Annotated in this window: 16 protein-coding genes and 1 tRNA gene; 11 read left to right on the top strand and 6 right to left on the bottom strand. The window is 68.8% G+C overall.

Features of this window, described 5'->3' with window-relative positions; all coding sequences use genetic code 11:
- Positions 1-142: 142 nt before the first annotated feature.
- From rsmG to rpmH, 6 genes are all read right to left on the bottom strand, one after another.
- Positions 143-859 (bottom strand): 16S rRNA (guanine(527)-N(7))-methyltransferase RsmG, encoded by a 717-nt coding sequence (rsmG, locus tag ACWDX7_RS19255; RefSeq protein ID WP_451488802.1) that lies wholly within the window; start codon positions 857-859, stop codon positions 143-145.
- 128 nt (positions 860-987) lie between these two features.
- The gene (locus tag ACWDX7_RS19250; RefSeq protein WP_451488803.1) at positions 988-1,497 is read right to left on the bottom strand and encodes a Jag family protein; all 510 of its coding nucleotides are present in this window, start codon (positions 1,495-1,497) and stop codon (positions 988-990) included.
- A 15-nt stretch (positions 1,498-1,512) separates the two neighbouring features.
- The gene (gene yidC / locus ACWDX7_RS19245; RefSeq protein ID WP_451488804.1) at positions 1,513-2,616 is read right to left on the bottom strand and encodes a membrane protein insertase YidC; all 1,104 of its coding nucleotides are present in this window, start codon (positions 2,614-2,616) and stop codon (positions 1,513-1,515) included.
- Between the two features lie 3 nt (positions 2,617-2,619).
- Positions 2,620-2,901, bottom strand: a complete 282-nt coding sequence (gene yidD, locus ACWDX7_RS19240; RefSeq protein ID WP_075970728.1) for a membrane protein insertion efficiency factor YidD — start codon at positions 2,899-2,901, stop codon at positions 2,620-2,622.
- Positions 2,898-3,272, bottom strand: coding sequence for a ribonuclease P protein component (gene rnpA / locus ACWDX7_RS19235; RefSeq protein ID WP_451488805.1), 375 nt, complete (start codon positions 3,270-3,272; stop codon positions 2,898-2,900). The genes yidD and rnpA overlap by 4 nt, the downstream gene beginning before the upstream one ends.
- A 21-nt stretch (positions 3,273-3,293) precedes the next feature.
- Positions 3,294-3,431 (bottom strand): 50S ribosomal protein L34, encoded by a 138-nt coding sequence (gene rpmH, locus ACWDX7_RS19230; protein ID WP_112448007.1) that lies wholly within the window; start codon positions 3,429-3,431, stop codon positions 3,294-3,296.
- A 356-nt stretch (positions 3,432-3,787) separates the two neighbouring features.
- Here rpmH and dnaA point away from each other — a divergent pair, with 356 nt between their 5' ends.
- The 11 genes from dnaA to ACWDX7_RS19175 all read left to right on the top strand — a co-directional run bounded on the left by dnaA (position 3,788) and on the right by ACWDX7_RS19175 (position 18,552).
- Entirely contained in the window at positions 3,788-5,542 is a 1,755-nt protein-coding gene (gene dnaA / locus ACWDX7_RS19225) for a chromosomal replication initiator protein DnaA (RefSeq protein ID WP_451751113.1), read from the top strand.
- Between the two features lie 877 nt (positions 5,543-6,419).
- The gene (dnaN, locus tag ACWDX7_RS19220) at positions 6,420-7,550 is read left to right on the top strand and encodes a DNA polymerase III subunit beta (protein ID WP_451488806.1); all 1,131 of its coding nucleotides are present in this window, start codon (positions 6,420-6,422) and stop codon (positions 7,548-7,550) included.
- 187 nt (positions 7,551-7,737) lie between these two features.
- Positions 7,738-8,613, top strand: a complete 876-nt coding sequence (gene gnd, locus ACWDX7_RS19215; protein WP_451488807.1) for a phosphogluconate dehydrogenase (NAD(+)-dependent, decarboxylating) — start codon at positions 7,738-7,740, stop codon at positions 8,611-8,613.
- A gap of 114 nt (positions 8,614-8,727) precedes the next feature.
- A complete protein-coding gene (recF, locus tag ACWDX7_RS19210) occupies positions 8,728-9,864 on the top strand; it encodes a DNA replication/repair protein RecF (RefSeq protein ID WP_451488808.1) in 1,137 nt (378 codons plus the stop codon).
- The gene (locus tag ACWDX7_RS19205; RefSeq protein ID WP_451488809.1) at positions 9,861-10,385 is read left to right on the top strand and encodes a DUF721 domain-containing protein; all 525 of its coding nucleotides are present in this window, start codon (positions 9,861-9,863) and stop codon (positions 10,383-10,385) included. Before recF ends, ACWDX7_RS19205 begins: the two co-directional genes overlap by 4 nt.
- A 909-nt stretch (positions 10,386-11,294) precedes the next feature.
- Positions 11,295-13,352, top strand: a complete 2,058-nt coding sequence (gyrB, locus tag ACWDX7_RS19200) for a DNA topoisomerase (ATP-hydrolyzing) subunit B (protein ID WP_451488810.1) — start codon at positions 11,295-11,297, stop codon at positions 13,350-13,352.
- A gap of 40 nt (positions 13,353-13,392) precedes the next feature.
- Positions 13,393-16,005 (top strand): DNA gyrase subunit A, encoded by a 2,613-nt coding sequence (gene gyrA, locus ACWDX7_RS19195; RefSeq protein WP_451488811.1) that lies wholly within the window; start codon positions 13,393-13,395, stop codon positions 16,003-16,005.
- 3 nt (positions 16,006-16,008) lie between these two features.
- Positions 16,009-16,659 (top strand): DUF3566 domain-containing protein, encoded by a 651-nt coding sequence (locus tag ACWDX7_RS19190; RefSeq protein WP_451488812.1) that lies wholly within the window; start codon positions 16,009-16,011, stop codon positions 16,657-16,659.
- Positions 16,660-16,753: 94 nt separating this feature from the next.
- Positions 16,754-16,827 (top strand) — tRNA-Ile (locus ACWDX7_RS19185).
- A 145-nt stretch (positions 16,828-16,972) separates the two neighbouring features.
- The gene (locus ACWDX7_RS19180) at positions 16,973-17,107 is read left to right on the top strand and encodes a DLW-39 family protein (protein WP_208809277.1); all 135 of its coding nucleotides are present in this window, start codon (positions 16,973-16,975) and stop codon (positions 17,105-17,107) included.
- Between the two features lie 122 nt (positions 17,108-17,229).
- Entirely contained in the window at positions 17,230-18,552 is a 1,323-nt protein-coding gene (locus ACWDX7_RS19175) for a hypothetical protein (RefSeq protein WP_451488813.1), read from the top strand.
- Positions 18,553-18,565: the final 13 nt, after the last annotated feature.

Raw genomic sequence — 18,565 nt, 5'->3', positions numbered from 1 at the left:
TGATTCCGTGCAGCAGAGAGCGACGTTTCACGTGAAACACGATGCCCGGACGGAGTCTGGCAGGCCGCTACGACACTCCGAAATCCATACCTACAGGGCGCAACCCGGCGAAACAGTCCCTACAGCACAGCGCACGGGACCGTCAGCGGCGTCGACGCGTACGGCTGACCCGGGCCGCCTTGGCCCGCTTGGCCGCGAACCTCACCCCACCGGGGCTCTCTCCGACCTCGGCCCGCACCACCGTCGACAGCGGGTCCACCACACCCTCACCCACGTGGAGCACCGAGGTCTTCACCACACCGAGCTTCGCCAGCGCGGCCTTCGCCGCCACCAGCTCCTCCTCGGCGGTGTCGCCCTTCAACGCCAGCATCTCCCCGTAAGGACGCAGCAGCGGCACACCCCAGCCGGCCAGCCGGTCCAGCGGAGCCACCGCGCGCGCCGTCACCACATGCACCGGCTGGACCTTGCCCAGCACCTCCTCGGCGCGTCCGCGCACCACCGTGACATGGTCCAGGCCCAGCAGCTCCACGGCCTCCTGGAGGAAGGTCGTCCGCCGCAGCAGCGGCTCCAGCAGCGTGATCTTCAGATCCCGGCGTACCAGAGCCAACGGGATACCGGGCAGACCGGCCCCCGAGCCCACATCGCACACGGTGACGCCCTGCGGCACCACCTCCGAGAGCACCGCGCAGTTCAACAGGTGCCGCTCCCACAGCCGCGGGACCTCACGCGGCCCGATCAGACCCCGCTCGACCCCCGCGTCCGCCAGCAGCTCCGCATACCGCACAGCTTCGGGGAAAAACTCACCGAACACCGCGCGCGCCTCTTCGGGCGCCGGGGGAAGCTCCGCTGCCTCCGTCACGGGGACCGTCCTTCCGTTCCGCAAGATAGGTAAACCCACGTCTTTACGATGTCGCTTCGTTCACGTGCCAGGCTGACAAACATCGGCCCCGCCTGCGATACAGACGGGGCCGAACATCTCGTTACCGCTCAGGCGGGGAGCACGACGACGAAGCGCTGCGGCTCCTCGCCCTCGGACTCGCTGCGCAGGCCGGCGGCCGCCACGGCATCGTGGACGACCTTCCGCTCGAACGGCGTCATCGGCGCCAGCTTCATCGGCTCGCCGGACGCCTTCACGTCCGTCGCGGCCTGGACGCCCAGTGCCGTCAGCTCCTCGCGCTTCTTCGCACGGAACCCGGCGATGTCCAGCATCAGACGGCTGCGGTCCCCGGTCTCGCGGTGCACGGCGAGGCGGGTCAGCTCCTGCAGAGCCTCCAGAACCTCACCGTCGCGCCCCACGAGCTTCTGCAGGTCGCGGGCGGAGTCGCCGACGATCGACACCGCGGCCCGGTCGGCCTCGACGTCCATGTCGATGTCGCCGTCCAGGTCGGCGATGTCGAGCAGACCCTCAAGGTAGTCGGCCGCGATCTCACCCTCCTGCTCAAGGCGGGTCAGGGTGTCGCCACCCTCAGCGGCGGCGGTGGTGGTGCCTTCCGTCACGGGAGGGACTCCTTCTTACTTCTTGGGAGAGGACTTGGTGGGCGTCTGGCGCCGCGACTTGGACTGCCGCTTCGGCTGCTGCCGCTTCGCGGCACCGCCGCTCGCCGCATCCGACTCGGCCGTGGCCTCAGGACTCTTGATCACAGAGCCGTCCGCCTGCGCGGCCAGTCCCTGCTTGGTCAGAGCCGTGATGAACTTGCGCTCGTTGTCATTGCGGTCCGGGCCCTTGGCCACGATCGCCGCGACGACCTTCTTCTTGCTCCGGCCCTTGACGTCACCGTGCGCGCCGATGTGCTTGAGCAGACGCGTCAGGTACTCGTCCTGTGCCTTGCTGCCCGGCGTCGGGTTCTGGTTGATCACGTACATCTGCTGACCCATGGTCCACACGTTCGTGGTCAGCCAGTAGACGAGAACACCGACGGGGAAGTTGATGCCCATGACCGCGAAGATCACCGGGAAGATGTACATCAGCATCTTCTGCTGCTGCATGAACGGCGTCTTGACCGAGAGGTCGACGTTCTTCTGCATCAGCTGACGCTGGGTGTAGAACTGCGACAGCGACATCAGGATGATCATGATGGCGGTCACGACACGCACATCGATGATCGAGGCGTCCAAGGCCGCGACCTTCGCCGCGCTGTCCGTGAACGTCGCCGCGAGCGGTGCGCCGAAGATGTGTGCCTCACGGGCGCTGGCGAGCAGCGGGCCGTCGATCTCGCCGACTTCCTTGCCACTCGCGATGCTCGACAGCACGTGGTAGAGCGCGAAGAAGAACGGGGACTGCGCCAGGATGGGAAGGCACGAGGAGAGCGGGTTGGTACCCGTCTCCTTGTAGAGCTTCATCATCTCTTCGGACTGGCGCTGCTTGTCGTTCTTGTAGCGCTCCTGGATCACCTTCATCCGCGGCTGGAGCGCCTGCATGCCCCGCGTCGCCTTGATCTGCTTCACGAAGAGCGGGATCAGACAGATACGGATCAAGATCACCAGAGACACGATGGACAGGCCCCAGGCCCACCCGCTGTCCGCACCGAAGAGCGCACCGTACAGCTTGTGGAACTGAACGATGATCCACGAGACGGGTGTGGTGATGAAGGCGAAGAAACTGGCAATCGTGTCCACTAATCAGGCTCCTTGAGCATTGCGAGATCTACGCAACGCACTGCGCAGCTGCTCGTGCCAACGCGGGCGTTTACGAGGTGGGACGTGGTCCACACCACCCGGGGACCACGGATTGCACCGCAGGATCCGCCAGGCGGTCAGAACCGTCCCCTTCACCGCACCATGCCGGTCGATGGCCGTGTACCCGTAGTGCGAGCACGAGGGGTAGTAGCGGCACACCGGCCCGAGCAGCGGACTGATCGTCCACTGGTACAGCTTGATCAAAGCGAGCAGCGGGTACTTCATCGAGCCACGCCTCCCAGGAGCCGTGCCAGAGCGGCATCGAGGTCCCGGGCCAGTTCATCGGGGCCGGCATCGCCCGCTCCGGGCAAGGCACGCACCACCACCAGGCTACCGGCGGGCAGCTGAGACAGCCGCTCACGGACAAGATGACGCAAACGGCGCTTCACCCGGTTACGGACGACGGCGACGCCGACAGCCTTGCTGACGACGAAACCCGCACGCGTCGAGGGATCGATCTCCCCCGGCTCGTGCGGGTCCGTTGCACCGCTTGTACGTAGGTGGACGACGAGGAGCGGGCGACCGGCCCGACGACCTCGACGTACCGCACTCGCGAAGTCCTCGCGCCGCCTCAGCCGATTTTCGGGAGACAGCACGACGTCACGACCTGCGCGTTGTTATGCGGAGAGGGCGGAACGGCCCTTGCCACGGCGGTTCGCCAGGATCGCGCGACCGGCACGCGTACGCATCCGGAGACGGAAGCCGTGGGTCTTGGCACGACGGCGGTTGTTCGGCTGGAAGGTGCGCTTGCTCACTCGGGGGCTCCAGAGAATGAATCGTTGTGGCGGGACATCGCCTGGCTGTCACCGTGCGCCCACGAGGAAACTCGCGTGTTCGCCCGAGTGGCACCGCTAAACGATCACTGATAGTGACCTTCGCCCATCGGTAGGCAGGCGGCAGCAGCCATCGACAACTCGACCTCGTTACGGTACGCGCGGCTACGCCATCCGGTCAAACCGAGGCGACGGTGCCCCACACTGTGCACAGGCTGTGGACAACGACTTGAACCGTACCCGTCGCGCTGACTACCGTTGCCCGATCCCTGCTTTTTTTGTCCCGACCGTCCCAAAGAACCACACATTCGTGGGACCCCTGTGAGAGAGCGTGCTCTGTGGCTGACGTACCTGCCGATCTTGCCGCAGTGTGGCCAAGGGTGCTCGAAAAGCTCCTCGGGGAAGGACAGCCGGGCATCGAGCCCAAGGACAAGCAGTGGGTCGAGCGCTGCCAGCCCCTGGCCCTCGTGGCCGACACCGCCCTGCTCGCCGTCCCCAATGAATGGGGCAAGCGCGTCCTCGAGGGCCGCCTGGCGCCGCTGATCAGCGACGCGCTCAGCCGGGAGTGCGGGCGGCCCATCCGGATCGCCATCACCGTGGACGACTCGGCCGGCGAGCCCTCGCATCCCGCTCCCGCCCAGCAGCGCGACACCTACGAGTCCTACGGCGGCCAGCGCACCGGCGGCCACACCCACTCCGGCGGGCACGCGGGCCCCTCCGACGACCAGCTCCCCACCGCCCGCCCCGCCTACCCGGACTACCAGCAGCAGCGGCCGGAGTCCGGAGCCTGGCCCCGCGGCGGTCAGCAGGACGACTACGGCTGGCAGCAGCCCCGCCTCGGCGGCTTCCCCGAGCGCGACCCGTACGCCTCCCCGCAGCCGAAGTACCTCCAGCAGTCCGAGCCCTCCGGTTACGACCAGGGCTCCTACGAGCAGCAGAAGTACGAGCAGTCCCCCTACGACCCGCAGCAGTACGAGCAGCCCCCGCCGCGCCAGGCGCCCGGCCGGCCCGCCTCCGCCCCGGCCCCCTCCAGCGGCTCCACCTCGGGGCCGCTTGAGCCCACCGCCCGCCTGAACCCCAAGTACCTCTTCGACACCTTCGTCATCGGTGCCTCCAACCGCTTCGCGCACGCCGCGGCGGTGGCCGTCGCCGAGGCGCCCGCGAAGGCGTACAACCCGCTCTTCATCTATGGGGAGTCGGGTCTCGGCAAAACGCATCTGCTGCACGCCATCGGGCACTACGCGCGGAGCCTCTACCCCGGCACCCGCGTGCGGTACGTGAGCTCCGAGGAGTTCACCAACGAGTTCATCAACTCCATCCGCGACGGCAAGGGCGACGCGTTCCGAAAGCGCTACCGCGAGATGGACATCCTGCTCGTCGACGACATCCAGTTCCTCGCGAGCAAGGAGTCGACGCAGGAGGAGTTCTTCCACACCTTCAATACGCTCCACAACGCCAACAAGCAGATCGTGCTGTCCTCCGACCGGCCGCCCAAGCAGCTCGTCACCCTTGAGGACCGGCTCCGCAACCGCTTCGAGTGGGGCCTGATCACCGACGTCCAGCCGCCCGAGCTGGAGACCCGCATCGCGATCCTGCGCAAGAAGGCGGTGCAGGAACAGCTCAACGCCCCGCCGGAGGTCCTGGAGTTCATCGCCTCCCGCATCTCGCGCAACATCCGCGAGCTGGAAGGGGCGTTGATCCGGGTCACGGCCTTCGCGAGCCTCAACCGGCAGCCGGTCGACCTGGGCCTCACCGAGGACGTCCTCAAGAACCTGATCCCGGGTGGGGAGGACAGCGCGCCCGAGATCACCGCCTCCGACATCATGGCGGCCACCGCCGACTACTTCGGCCTCACCGTGGACGACCTGTGCGGCTCCTCGCGCAGCCGCGTCCTGGTCACGGCACGGCAGATCGCCATGTACCTGTGCCGGGAGCTCACCGACCTGTCCCTGCCCAAGATCGGGGCCCAGTTCGGCGGCCGCGACCACACCACGGTCATGCACGCGGACCGCAAGATCCGCGCGCTGATGGCGGAGCGGCGCTCCATCTACAACCAGGTCACCGAGCTCACCAACCGCATCAAGAACGCCTGAGCCGGCCCGACAAGCCCTGCAACAGCCGTGGCAGAGCCACGGTTTGGGCTCCTCACACCGCTTTCAGAGGGCGCTCCCGGATCACTACGGGGGCGCCCTTCGTCGTCCGCGCGCCCCTGACCTGTTCGAATACGCCCCCCGCGGAGCAACTTATCCACAGATTGGGAGACTTTCTTCCGTCCACACCCTGGGGACGGTTCCCACTACCCACAATCTGTCCACAGGGCTCTCCGGTGAGGGATCATCAGGGCAGGTCACGACCCTGTGGATTTGTGCGCAACCTTCATCCACAGGCTGTGGACAACTTTTTCGTCCACAGCACCTCCGTCCCCTTGTCCACCGCCGACCCACAGGTTCTCGCATGCTGTGCACAGGATGCGAGGACTTCTCCACACCGTTGTCCACTGTTCGGCAACAGGAAGGGCCCTCTCACCGCCCCGAGTGAAAGCGGTCACACGGATGTAGACGTTTGGCCTGTGGAGTACTGGGGAAAAGCTGGGGACGCACCTGTGGAGTACTGGGGGTCACCTGGGGACGGCCTGTGCAGAACTTTTTGTTCTCCACAGGGACACCGGGTTGTCCACCGGTGCCATGCACAGGGCCGGTGGATAAAAAACGGGGTGTGACCTGCGAAAACATGGTTATCCACTGTATCCACAGGCCCTACTACTACTCCCATAGAGAGTGAGACCGGATTCGGTTTTCAAGCAGGGCCTGTGCACAACTCGCCGGACCCCCGCCCCGACATCCCGCTCCCGACTTGACCTCCGGCCGCACCGACTGTCGGCGCCGTACGTCAGACTGGTCCCAGGCATCGAGACATCGGGCCGACGACGAAGGCCGACAGACGAGCGAGCAACAGCAGGAGGCGGTTCCGGTGAAGATCCGGGTGGAGCGCGACGTACTCGCGGAGGCGGTGGCTTGGGCGGCCCGTAGCCTTCCGGCCCGGCCGCCGGTGCCCGTTCTCGCGGGCCTGCTGCTCAAGACCGAGGACGGCACGCTGAGCCTCTCCGGCTTCGACTACGAGGTCTCGGCCCGCGTCTCCGTCGAGGCGGACGTCGAAGAGGACGGCACGGTCCTGGTCTCCGGCCGGCTGCTCGCCGACATCTGCCGCGCCCTGCCGAACCGCCCGGTGGAGATTTCCACAGACGGTGTACGGGCGGTCGTGGTCTGCGGATCCTCGCGATTCACACTCCACACCCTGCCTGTGGAGGAATACCCGGCGCTGCCGCAGATGCCGACCGCGACCGGCACCGTGCCCGGTGAGGTCTTCGCCTCCGCGGCCGCCCAGGTCGCCATCGCCGCCGGCCGCGACGACACCCTGCCCGTGCTGACCGGTGTCCGCATCGAGATCGAGGGCGACCGCGTCACGCTGGCCTCCACCGACCGCTACCGCTTCGCGGTCCGCGAGTTCATGTGGAAGCCGGAGGACCCGCAGGCCTCCGCCGTGGCCCTGGTCCCCGCGAAGACGCTGCTAGACACCGCCAAGTCGCTGACCAGCGGCGACACGGTGACCCTGGCCCTGTCGGGCTCCGGCAAGGGCGAGGGCCTGATCGGCTTCGAGGGCGCCGGCCGGCGCACCACCACCCGCCTCCTCGAGGGCGACCTGCCGAAGTACCGCACGCTCTTCCCGACCGAGTTCAACTCCGTCGCCGTGATCGAGACCGCCCCCTTCGTCGAGGCCGTCAAGCGCGTCGCCCTCGTGGCCGAGCGGAACACCCCGGTCCGTCTGAGCTTCGAGCAGGGCGTACTGATCCTGGAAGCAGGCTCCAGCGACGACGCACAGGCTGTGGAGCGCGTCGACTGCGTCCTGGAGGGCGACGACATCTCGATCGCCTTCAACCCGACCTTCCTGCTGGACGGCCTGAGTGCGATCGACTCGCCGGCCGCGCAGCTCAGCTTCACCACGTCCACCAAGCCGGCGCTGCTCAGCGGCCGCCCCGCGGTCGACGCCGAAGCGGACGAGACGTACAAGTACCTGATCATGCCGGTGCGTCTCTCCGGCTGATCCTTCTGGATCCTTCGCAGGTCAGGCCCGGTCTCGCAGCCTGCGAGACCGGGCCTGACCGCGTCGGGGGCATACCGCGCCCCGTGCCGCCGGGCCACACGGCCGGGCGTAGTCTCGGGGGTCGGGGGTGTCCCCGGGAATCCAGGGACCCCGGCAAAGACGGCCACAACGCTTAAGGAACCACCTGATGGAGCTTGGTCTCGTCGGTCTCGGCAAGATGGGCGGCAACATGCGCGAGCGCATCCGCCGCGCAGGCCACACCGTCATCGGATACGACCGCAACCCGGACCTCGCCGATGTCCACAGCCTGCGAGAACTTGTGGACAGCCTGGAGGCCCCCCGCGTCGTGTGGGTGATGGTCCCCGCCGGTGCGGCGACCCAGTCCACCGTCGACGAGCTGTCCGAGCTGCTCTCGCCCGGCGACGTCGTCGTCGACGGCGGCAACTCGCGCTGGACGGATGACGAGAAGCACGCCGCCGAGCTGGCGGCCAAGGGCATCGGCTTCGTGGACTGCGGTGTCTCGGGTGGCGTGTGGGGCCTGGAGAACGGCTACGCCCTCATGTACGGCGGCACGAAGGAAGACGTGGCGCGCGTGCAGCCGGTCTTCGACGCACTGAAGCCTGAGGGCGAGTTCGGCGCCGTGCACGCCGGCAAGGTCGGCGCCGGCCACTTCGCGAAGATGGTCCACAACGGCATCGAGTACGCCATGATGCAGGCCTACGCCGAGGGCTGGGAGCTCCTGGAGAAGGTGGACTCGGTCACCGACGTCCGCGAGGTCTTCCGCTCCTGGCAGCAGGGCACGGTCATCCGTTCCTGGCTGCTGGACCTGGCCGTGAACGCCCTGGACGAGGACGAGCACCTGCAGCAGCTGCGCGGCTACGCCCAGGACTCCGGCGAGGGCCGCTGGACGGTGGAGGCGGCGATCGACAACGCCGTACCGCTGCCCGCGATCACCGCCTCGCTCTTCGCGCGCTTCGCGTCGCGCCAGGACGACTCCCCGCAGATGAAGATGATCGCCGCGCTGCGCAACCAGTTCGGCGGCCACGCGGTCGAGAAGAAGTAGCGGCCCGGGTCCGGAGCGGCTCGTATCAGGAGCGGCTCCGGGCCGGAGCAGCGAGCCGCACAGCACCAGACAGAACAGAGCACAGCAGTGGAAGCCGGGGGAGGTCGGCGCCGTATGCATGTTTCGCATCTCTCATTGGCCGACTTCCGCTCGTACGCCCGGGCCGAGGTCCCGCTCGACCCGGGCGTCACCGCCTTCGTGGGCCCCAACGGCCAGGGAAAGACCAATCTGGTCGAGGCGATCGGCTATCTGGCGACGCTGGGCAGCCACCGGGTGTCCTCGGACGCCCCCCTGGTGCGGATGGGCGCGGAACGGGCGATCATCCGCGCGGCCGTGACGCAGGGCGAGCGCCAGCAGCTGGTGGAGCTGGAGCTGAATCCGGGGCGCGCGAACAGGGCCCGGATCAACCGGTCCTCGCAGGTCAGACCGCGGGACGTGCTGGGGATCGTACGGACGGTGCTGTTCGCGCCGGAGGACCTCGCGCTGGTGAAGGGCGATCCGGGAGAGCGGCGCCGGTTCCTCGACGAGCTCGTCACGGCGCGCTCGCCGCGGATGGCGGCGGTCCGGTCCGACTACGAGCGGGTGCTCAAGCAGCGCAACACGCTGCTGAAGTCGGCGGCGATGGCACGCCGGCACGGTGGGCGCTCGATGGACATGTCCACGCTGGACGTGTGGGACCAGCATCTCGCGCGCGTGGGCGCGGAGCTGCTGGCCCAGCGGCTGGACCTGATCGCCACGCTGATGCCGCTCGCCGACAAGGCCTACGAGCAGCTCGCGCCCGGCGGCGGTCCGCTGGGGCTGTCGTACAAGTCCTCGGCGGGCGAGCCGGTGGACAGCGGGGCGGCGCGGACGCGGGAGGCGCTGTACGAGGTCCTGCTGGCGGCCCTGTCGGACGTGCGCAAGCAGGAGATCGAGCGGGGCGTGACCTTGGTGGGTCCGCACCGCGACGACGTGGTGCTGCGGCTGGGCGAACTGCCGGCGAAGGGCTACGCGAGCCACGGGGAGTCCTGGTCGTACGCGCTGGCGCTGCGGCTGGCCTCGTACGAGCTGCTGCGCTCGGAGGGCAGTGAGCCGGTGCTGATCCTGGACGACGTGTTCGCGGAGCTGGACGTGCGGCGCCGGGAGCGGCTGGCGGAGCTGGTGGCGCCGGGCGAGCAGGTCCTGGTGACGGCGGCGGTGGACGATGACGTTCCGGGTGTGCTGGCGGGGGCGCGGTTCGGGGTGTCCGGTGGTGAGGTGACCCGGTTGTGAGCGGTGTGCAGAACGATCCCCCCAGGATTCCGGAGCCCTCCGGTATCGATCTCGCGCGCCAGGCGCTGGCGGCGGCGCGGGAGCAGGCGCGGGCCCGCGGCAGTGCGGTGAGCGGGCGCAAGCGGCCGCAGCTGGGGCTGCGCTCGGGTGCGCGGGCGGACGGCCGGGACCCCATGCCGCTGATGGCGGCGCTCGACCGCTTGCGGACCGAGCGCGGCTGGGAGATGCCGATGGCGGTGGCCGGTGTGATGGAGCGCTGGCCGGAGATCGTCGGCCCCGAGATCGCGGCGCACTGTGTACCGGAGCGGTACGAGGACCGCGAGCTGGTGGTGCGGTGCGACTCCTCGGCGTGGGCGGCGCAGCTGAAGCTGCTGGCCCCGCAGCTCGTGGCGCGGCTGAACGCGGATCTGGGGCAGGGCACGGTGCGCCTGATCAAGGTGCACGGCCCCGGCGGGCGGCCCAAGTCGTACGGACCCTGGCGGGCGCCGGGCAGCACGGGCCCGGGCGACACCTACGGCTGACCGGGGCCGCCGGGTCGCCTGCGGCGGGCTCCGCGGGTCTGACCGGGCTCGGCTTCGAGCGGTCGCTCGCCTGCGGCGGCCTGGGCGGGCTCGGCTTCGGCTGGGTCGGCGTCTGCTGCTGCCCTCCGGCCGAGGCGGCCCCGCGTTGCCCTGTGCCCGCGGTCGGCTGCCGCCGCCGTTCGCGCGGGCGGGGTTCCGGTGCCGTGCGCGCGGGGCCGGGCCCCGGTGCCGGCAGCCGACCGCTCCGCCGTGGCGGCGGAGCCCGGCAGACCGGCTCGATTCCGGCCTGGGCCCGGCTCCCGAGGAGCCCCCAGGAGCCCGCGCGGACCGGCAGGTGCCCAGGGCTGGTGGATGACCCCGCGCACACCGCGTTGTCCCGTACTGGTGGCCGGCTGCGGCCGCCGCCCCGTGGCCGGCCGGGCCGGGCCGGGCCGGGTGGCGGGGCCGGTTGCCGGCCGAGGTGACCCCGCGCTGTCCCCCGTACCCACCTGCTCCGCCGTGGGGCCGGGCCCTGCGGAGCAGGCGGCGGTTCCGGGCGGCGCCCTGCTTCGGAGCACCCCCGAGGATCCCCCACGCGGACCCGGCGGGCGCCGCCGGCCGGGCGGATGAGACCGCCGTCGCGCGTGGTGTCCCTCACGGTAGCGGGAGGTTGACAGCCCGAAGCGCTGGATGCCCGTGTGAGCCTCTTTGAGCCCCGTCCCGGATATGGGGAGTCGGAGAGAGGAGGTTCAGGGCGGCACATGCGGACTCAGGTACCGGCAAACCCCCATTCATGTCCGAGGTACCGGTAGACTGAAGCGAATCCCGCCCCCAGGCGGGATCACCAGTTCAGTACCGCTGACAAAAGCTGACAACGCAGATCGACGCAGCCGCTCCTGCTTGCATGCCTGCTGGCCCGGAGTACGGCCTGTGCTGTGCCAGAAAGGGCGCTTCGTGGCCGATTCCGGCAACCCCAACGAGAAGAACGAGTCCACAGCCGGCGAGGCCGGTGAGTCTTCGTACACCGGCAGCAACATCCAGGTCCTGGAGGGCCTGGACGCGGTCCGCAAGCGGCCCGGCATGTACATCGGGTCGACGGGTGAGCGCGGCCTGCACCACCTCGTCTACGAGGTCGTCGACAACTCGGTCGACGAGGCGCTCGCCGGGCAGGCGAACCGCATCGACGTGACGATCCTCGCCGACGGCGGCGTCAAGGTCGTCGACAACGGCCGCGGCATCCCGGTCGACATCGTGCCGTCCGAGGGGAAGCCGGCCGTCGAGGTCGTGCTGACCGTCCTGCACGCGGGCGGCAAGTTCGGCGGTGGCGGTTACGCCGTCTCCGGCGGTCTGCACGGCGTGGGCGTCTCCGTCGTGAACGCGCTGTCGACGCGCGTCGCGGTCGAGGTCCGGCGTGACGGCTACCGCTGGACCCAGGAGTACAAGCTCGGCGCGCCGACGGCTCCGCTGAAGCAGAACGAGGAGACGTCCGAGACGGGCACCTCGGTGACCTTCTGGGCCGACGGCGACATCTTCGAGACGACCGAGTACTCCTTCGAGACGCTGTCGCGGCGCTTCCAGGAGATGGCCTTCCTGAACAAGGGCCTGACCCTGTCGCTGACGGACGAGCGCGAGTCCGCGAAGGCCACGGTCGGCGCCGACGACCCGGACGCGGACGCGGTCGAGCCCCCGGCGCGCACGGTCGAGTACCACTACGAGGGCGGCATCGTCGACTTCGTGAAGTACCTCAACTCGCGCAAGGGCGAGCTGATCCACCCGACGGTCATCGACGTCGAGTCCGAGGACAAGGAGCGCATGCTCTCGGTCGAGATCGCGATGCAGTGGAACTCGCAGTACACGGAGGGCGTGTACTCCTTCGCGAACACGATCCACACCCATGAGGGCGGTACGCACGAGGAGGGCTTCCGTGCGGCGCTGACGGGTCTGGTCAACCGCTACGCGCGCGAGAAGAAGTTCCTGCGGGAGAAGGACGACAACCTCGCCGGCGAGGACATCCGCGAGGGTCTGACCGCGATCATCTCGATCAAGCTGGGCGAGCCGCAGTTCGAGGGCCAGACGAAGACCAAGCTGGGCAACACGGAGGCCAAGACCTTCGTGCAGAAGGTCGTGCACGAGCACCTCAACGACTGGTTCGACCGGAACCCGAACGAGGCCGCGGACATCATCCGCAAGTCCATCCAGGCGGCCACGGCGCGGGTCGCCGCCCGCAAGGCCCGTGACCTCACCCGTCGCAAGGGCCTGCTGGAGAGCGCCTCGCTGCCGGGCAAGCTGTCCGACTGCCAGTCGAACGACCCGACGAAGTGCGAGATCTTCATCGTCGAGGGCGACTCCGCCGGCGGCTCGGCCAAGTCGGGCCGCAACCCGATGTACCAGGCCATCCTGCCGATCCGCGGCAAGATCCTGAACGTCGAGAAGGCCCGTATCGACAAGATCCTCCAGAACACCGAGGTCCAGGCACTGATCAGTGCCTTCGGCACCGGCGTGCACGAGGACTTCGACATCGAGAAGCTCCGCTATCACAAGATCATCCTGATGGCGGACGCCGACGTCGACGGCCAGCACATCAACACCCTGCTGCTGACCTTCCTGTTCCGCTTCATGCGGCCCCTGGTCGAGGCCGGGCACGTGTACCTGTCCCGTCCGCCGCTCTACAAGATCAAGTGGGGCCGGGAGGACTTCGAGTACGCGTACTCGGACCGCGAGCGCGACGCCCTGGTGGAGCTCGGCAAGCAGAACGGCAAGCGGATCAGGGAAGACTCGATCCAGCGCTTCAAGGGTCTGGGCGAGATGAACGCCGAGGAGCTGCGCGTCACCACCATGGACGTCGACCACCGCGTGCTCGGCCAGGTCACCCTGGACGACGCGGCGCAGGCCGACGACCTGTTCTCGGTGCTGATGGGTGAGGACGTCGAAGCACGGCGCTCCTTCATCCAGCGCAACGCCAAGGACGTTCGCTTCCTCGACATCTGAGTCGGCTCAGCTGACTGCTCGAAAGGACCTTTGACCAGCAATGGCCGACGAAACCACCCCCACCGCCGAGAATCCCGCGGAGGAGCAGCCCGTGCTGCGGATCGAGCCCGTCGGGCTCGAAACGGAGATGCAGCGCTCCTACCTCGACTACGCGATGTCCGTCATCGTCTCGCGCGCACTGCCCGACGTGCGCGACGGTCTCAAGCCGGTGCACCGCCGCGTGCTGTACGCGATGTACGACGGCGGCTACCGGCCCGAGAAGGGCTTCTACAAGTGCGCCCGCGTCGTCGGTGACGTCATGGGCACCTACCATCCGCACGGCGACTCCTCCATCTACGACGCCCTGGTCCGCCTGGCCCAGCCGTGGTCGATGCGGATGCCGCTGGTGGACTCGAACGGCAACTTCGGCTCTCCGGGCAACGACCCCGCAGCGGCGATGCGCTACACCGAGTGCAAGCTGATGCCGCTGGCCATGGAGATGCTCCGGGACATCGACGAGGAGACCGTCGACTTCACGGACAACTACGACGGCCGCAACCAGGAGCCGACCGTCCTGCCGGCGCGCTTCCCGAACCTGCTGGTCAACGGCAGCGCCGGCATCGCGGTCGGCATGGCCACGAACATCCCGCCGCACAACCTGCGCGAGGTGGCGGCGGGCGCCCAGTGGGCGCTGGAGCACCCGGAGGCCACGCACGAGGAGTTGCTCGACGCGCTCCTCGAACGGATCAAGGGCCCTGACTTCCCGTCCGGCGCGCTGGTCGTGGGCCGCAAGGGCATCGAGGAGGCGTACCGGACCGGTCGCGGCTCCATCACGATGCGCGCGGTGGTGGAGGTCGAGGAGATCCAGAACCGCCAGTGCCTGGTGGTCACGGAGCTTCCGTACCAGACCAACCCGGACAATCTGGCGCAGAAGATCGCCGACCTGGTCAAGGACGGGAAGGTCGGCGGGATCGCCGACGTCCGTGACGAGACCTCTTCGCGCACCGGCCAGCGACTGGTGATCGTCCTGAAGCGCGACGCGGTCGCCAAGGTCGTGCTGAACAACCTGTACAAGCACACCGATCTGCAGACGAACTTCGGCGCGAACATGCTGGCGCTGGTGGACGGCGTGCCGCGCACGCTCTCGATCGACGCCTTCATCCGCCACTGGGTGACGCACCAGATCGAGGTCATCGTCCGGCGTACGAGGTTCCGCCTGCGCAAGGCGGAGGAGCGCGCGCACATCCTGCGCGGCCTGCTCAAGGCACTGGACGCGATCGACGAGGTCATCGCGCTGATCCGGCGCAGCAACACGGTGGAGATCGCGCGCGAGGGCCTGATGGGCCTGCTGGAGATCGACGAGATCCAGGCGAACGCGATCCTGGAGATGCAACTGCGGCGCCTGGCGGCGCTGGAGCGGCAGAAGATCGTCGCCGAGCACGACGAGCTCCAGGCCAAGATCAACGAGTACAACTCGATCCTGGCCTCCGAGCAGCGCCAGCGCACCATCGTCAGCGAGGAGCTGGCCGCGATCGTCGAGAAGTTCGGCGACGACCGGCGCTCCAAGCTGGTGCCCTTCGACGGCGACATGTCCATGGAGGACCTGATCGCCGAAGAGGACATCGTCGTCACGATCACGCACGGCGGCTACGTCAAGCGCACCAAGACCGAGGACTACCGTTCGCAGAAGCGCGGCGGCAAGGGCGTGCGCGGCACGAAGCTGAAGCAGGACGACCTGGTCGACCACTTCTTCGTGTCCACCACGCACCACTGGCTGCTGTTCTTCACGAACAAGGGCCGGGTCTACCGGTCCAAGGCGTACGAGCTGCCGGACGCCGGCCGGGACGCGCGCGGTCAGCACGTGGCGAACCTGCTGGCCTTCCAGCCGGACGAGAAGATCGCCCAGATCCTCGCCATCCGGGACTACGACGCGGCGCCGTACCTGATCCTGGCCACCAAGGGCGGCCTGGTGAAGAAGACGGCGCTCAAGGACTACGACTCGCCCCGTTCGGGTGGTGTCATCGCCATCAACCTCCGCGAGACGGAGGACGGCAGCGACGACGAGCTGATCGGCGCGGAGCTGGTGTCGGCCGAGGACGACCTGCTGCTCATCAGCAGGAAGGCCCAGTCGATCCGCTTCACGGCGACGGACGAGGCGCTGCGCCCGATGGGCCGCGCGACCTCGGGCGTGAAGGGCATGAGTTTCCGCGAGGGGGACGAACTGCTCTCCATGAGCGTGGTCCGGCCCGGTACGTTCGTCTTCACCGCGACCGACGGCGGTTACGCCAAGCGGACGCCGGTCGACGAGTACCGCGTCCAGGGCCGTGGTGGTCTGGGTATCAAGGCCGCCAAGATCGTGGAGGACCGCGGGTCGCTCGTAGGGGCGCTGGTGGTGCACGAAACGGACGAGATTCTCGCCATCACGCTCGGCGGTGGTGTGATCCGTACGCGCGTCAACGAAGTCAGGGAGACCGGCCGTGACACCATGGGCGTCCAGCTGATCAACCTGGGCAAGCGCGATGCCGTGGTGGGCATCGCTCGTAACGCCGAGGCCGGTCAGGAAGCTGACGAGGTCGACGAGATCGAGACAGAGATCGGGACCGAGGCAGCCGAAGGACAGGCCGCCGAGGCCGCCGAGGGCACGCAGCCTTCGGCTGGGGAGCACGAGGAGTAAGTCGTGAGTGGAGCCACGGGCGCCGGACCGTCCAAAACTGGAGCGAACGGTGCCCGTGGCCCCGCCGCGGAATCCCAGGGGGGAACCGTGACGGAAACCCGAGGACCGAAACCGGGCACCGGGACCGGCCAGGTCGCCGGCGCAGGCCCCGGCCAGGAGCAGTCCGCTCAGCCCTATCAGCCGCCGCAGGCCTACACCTCGCCCTCGGGCGCGGGCGGGCCGCACGGCGGGGCGGGCGCCGGTGCGCAGCGCAAGCCGCGTACGGGGGCCCGTACGGTGCCCAGGACGCGCAAGGCCCGGCTGCGGGTGGCCAAGGCCGACCCGTGGTCGGTGATGAAGGTCAGCTTCCTGCTGTCGATCGCGCTGGGCATCTGCACGGTCGTCGCGGCGGCGGTGCTGTGGATGGTCATGGACGCGATGGGCGTCTTCTCGACCGTCGGCGGCACGATCAGCGAGGCGACCGGTTCCAACGAGAGCAACGGCTTCGACCTCCAGTCGTTCCTGTCGCTGCCGCGGGTGCTGGTCTTCAGCTCGGTGATCGCGGTGATCGACGTGGTGCTGATGACGGCACTGGCGACGCTGGGCTCCTTCATCTACAACCTGTCGGCGGGCTTCGTCGGCGGGGTGGAGCTCACCCTCGCCGAGGACGAATGACCGCTGACTGACCTGCGGGGACGCCTCGCGGGAACGGATTTTGGCTCGACCGTGTCTGTGCGCTAATCTTCAGGAGTCAGCGCGCAGCGCGGATGGGGCTATAGCTCAGTTGGTTAGAGCGCATCCCTGATAAGGATGAGGCCACAGGTTCAAATCCTGTTAGCCCCACAGTGTCGAAGACCCCCAGGCCCCCGGCCTGGGGGTCTTCGCCGTTGGGCCGATTGAGGGGTTGCCAGGTCACCGATCGGTATCGGTCGGTGTGTATTGTTGGGCACCAGAAGTCCCCTACGTCAACGAAAGACGAGGTCGCGCGGTGAAGAAGCTGCTCCTGGTCGCACTGGCCGCCATCGGCGGGCTCCTCGTGTACCGCCAGATCCAGGCGGACCGCGCCGAGCAGGACCTGTGGACGGAGGCAACTGACTCCGTGCCCTCTGGTTCCGGTGTGTGAGACCGAAAGCTGATCTCATGAAGCCCCGGCTGCCGCTGCGGTCGGGGCTTCGTGCTGTTCTGCGACACCTAGTTGCATTCTGCAAAGATTTGCCTTGCGCTAGCAAAGTCGGGGTGGGCGTGATGGGTCGGGTACGCAGAGTGGTGGCGGGCGCCGTGGTGGGGGCGGCGGCCCTGGGCCTCACGGCGGGCCTGCCGGGGGCCGCGTACGCCGACGGATCGGCGCCCGAGCCGATTCCGGCCTACCGAGCGGCGGACGGCGCGAGGAAGATCGAGGGCAAGCGCTCCACGGCGGACGCTCCGCTGCTGGAGGCGGGGGCGCTCTACACCGACACGCTCGCTCCCGGGGAGCGGGCCTACCGGCTCTACCTCGACGACAAGTCGACCGTCTACGTCTCCGCCGTCCTCCAGCCGCCGACGGGTGCCAGGGTCGGCTACGGCGACGGCATCGAGGTGAAGGTCATGACGACGGAAGGCCGTGACTGCCCGCACGACAGCGGCCAGGCCTCTTTCGCGTACGACGCCGTCCCCCTCAGCGAAGTCGGGGTGCGGCTGCGGGCGGAGGACGCCGAATGCCAGCAGGCCGGCACCTACTACGCCAAGGTCACGCGGAGGGCGGGCAAGAGCTCCGACCAGAGCCCGTGGCCGGTCGAGCTCCGGCTCCAGCGCGAACCGGCTCTCGCCCCCGGCAGCGAGCCCACCGCCGCCCCCAGCGCCTGGGCCTCCGAGCCCCCGACGCTGCCCGGCACCGAACCGGTGGTCCGCAGCGGAGGGACCGGCTTCAACGACGCCCGCGCGGTGGGCAGTGGCGTGTGGCGTGACGAACTGCGGCCCGGACAGACCCGCTTCTACCGCGTCCCGCTCGACTGGGGACAGCAGCTCGGCCTCAGCGCGGAACTGGCCGCCGCCAAGCTGACGAAGACGTACGGAAGCGCCTCCAACGGGCTCACCGTCTCGCTCTACACGCCCTACCGGGGGCTGGTGGTGTCCCAGGACGCCTCCTACGACGGCAAGCAGGCCGCCGTCACCCTCCCGAAGACGGCTCCGGTGGCCTATGAGAACCGCTTTTCCGACAACACGAAGATGCGGGCGGTCCGCGTCGCCGGCTGGTACTACATCGCCGTGACCATGGGCGGGAAGGTCGGCGAGTTCATCGAGGACGCGACCCCCGTGCCGCTGACGCTGCGCATGGACGTCATCGGCAGCCCCGGCCGGGAACCGGGTTACAAGGAGAGCCCGGCCGCGGCGGGCTTCGGGGTCGGCGCCGAGGACAGGGCCGCGGCGAAGGAGGGGCTCACCGCCCCCGAGGCCGCCGAGGCCGCGGAAGGCCGCTCCGTGATGCGGGTGGTGGCCGGCGCGGGCTTCGGCACCGGAACGCTGCTGCTGCTCGGGCTGGGCGCCTGGACGCTGCTGGCCCGGCGGGCGAGCGCCTCAGCGGGGGCGTAAGGGCTGAGCCGGT

The organism is Streptomyces sp. NPDC003034, assembly GCF_053591375.1.
The sequence above is the reverse complement of the archived record's forward strand: the minus strand, read 5'-3'. Positions and strand labels throughout refer to the sequence as shown.

Excerpts from the sequence above, each read along its gene's own strand:
- recF (WP_451488808.1), top strand. The coding sequence starts at position 8,728 with ATGCATGTTTCGCATCTCTCATTGGCCGACTTCCGCTCGTACGCCCGG.
- gnd (WP_451488807.1), top strand. The coding sequence starts at position 7,738 with ATGGAGCTTGGTCTCGTCGGTCTCGGCAAGATGGGCGGCAACATGCGC.
- gyrA (WP_451488811.1), top strand. The coding sequence starts at position 13,393 with ATGGCCGACGAAACCACCCCCACCGCCGAGAATCCCGCGGAGGAGCAG.
- yidD (WP_075970728.1), bottom strand. The coding sequence starts at position 2,901 with ATGAAGTACCCGCTGCTCGCTTTGATCAAGCTGTACCAGTGGACGATC.
- ACWDX7_RS19175 (WP_451488813.1), top strand. The coding sequence starts at position 17,230 with ATGGGTCGGGTACGCAGAGTGGTGGCGGGCGCCGTGGTGGGGGCGGCG.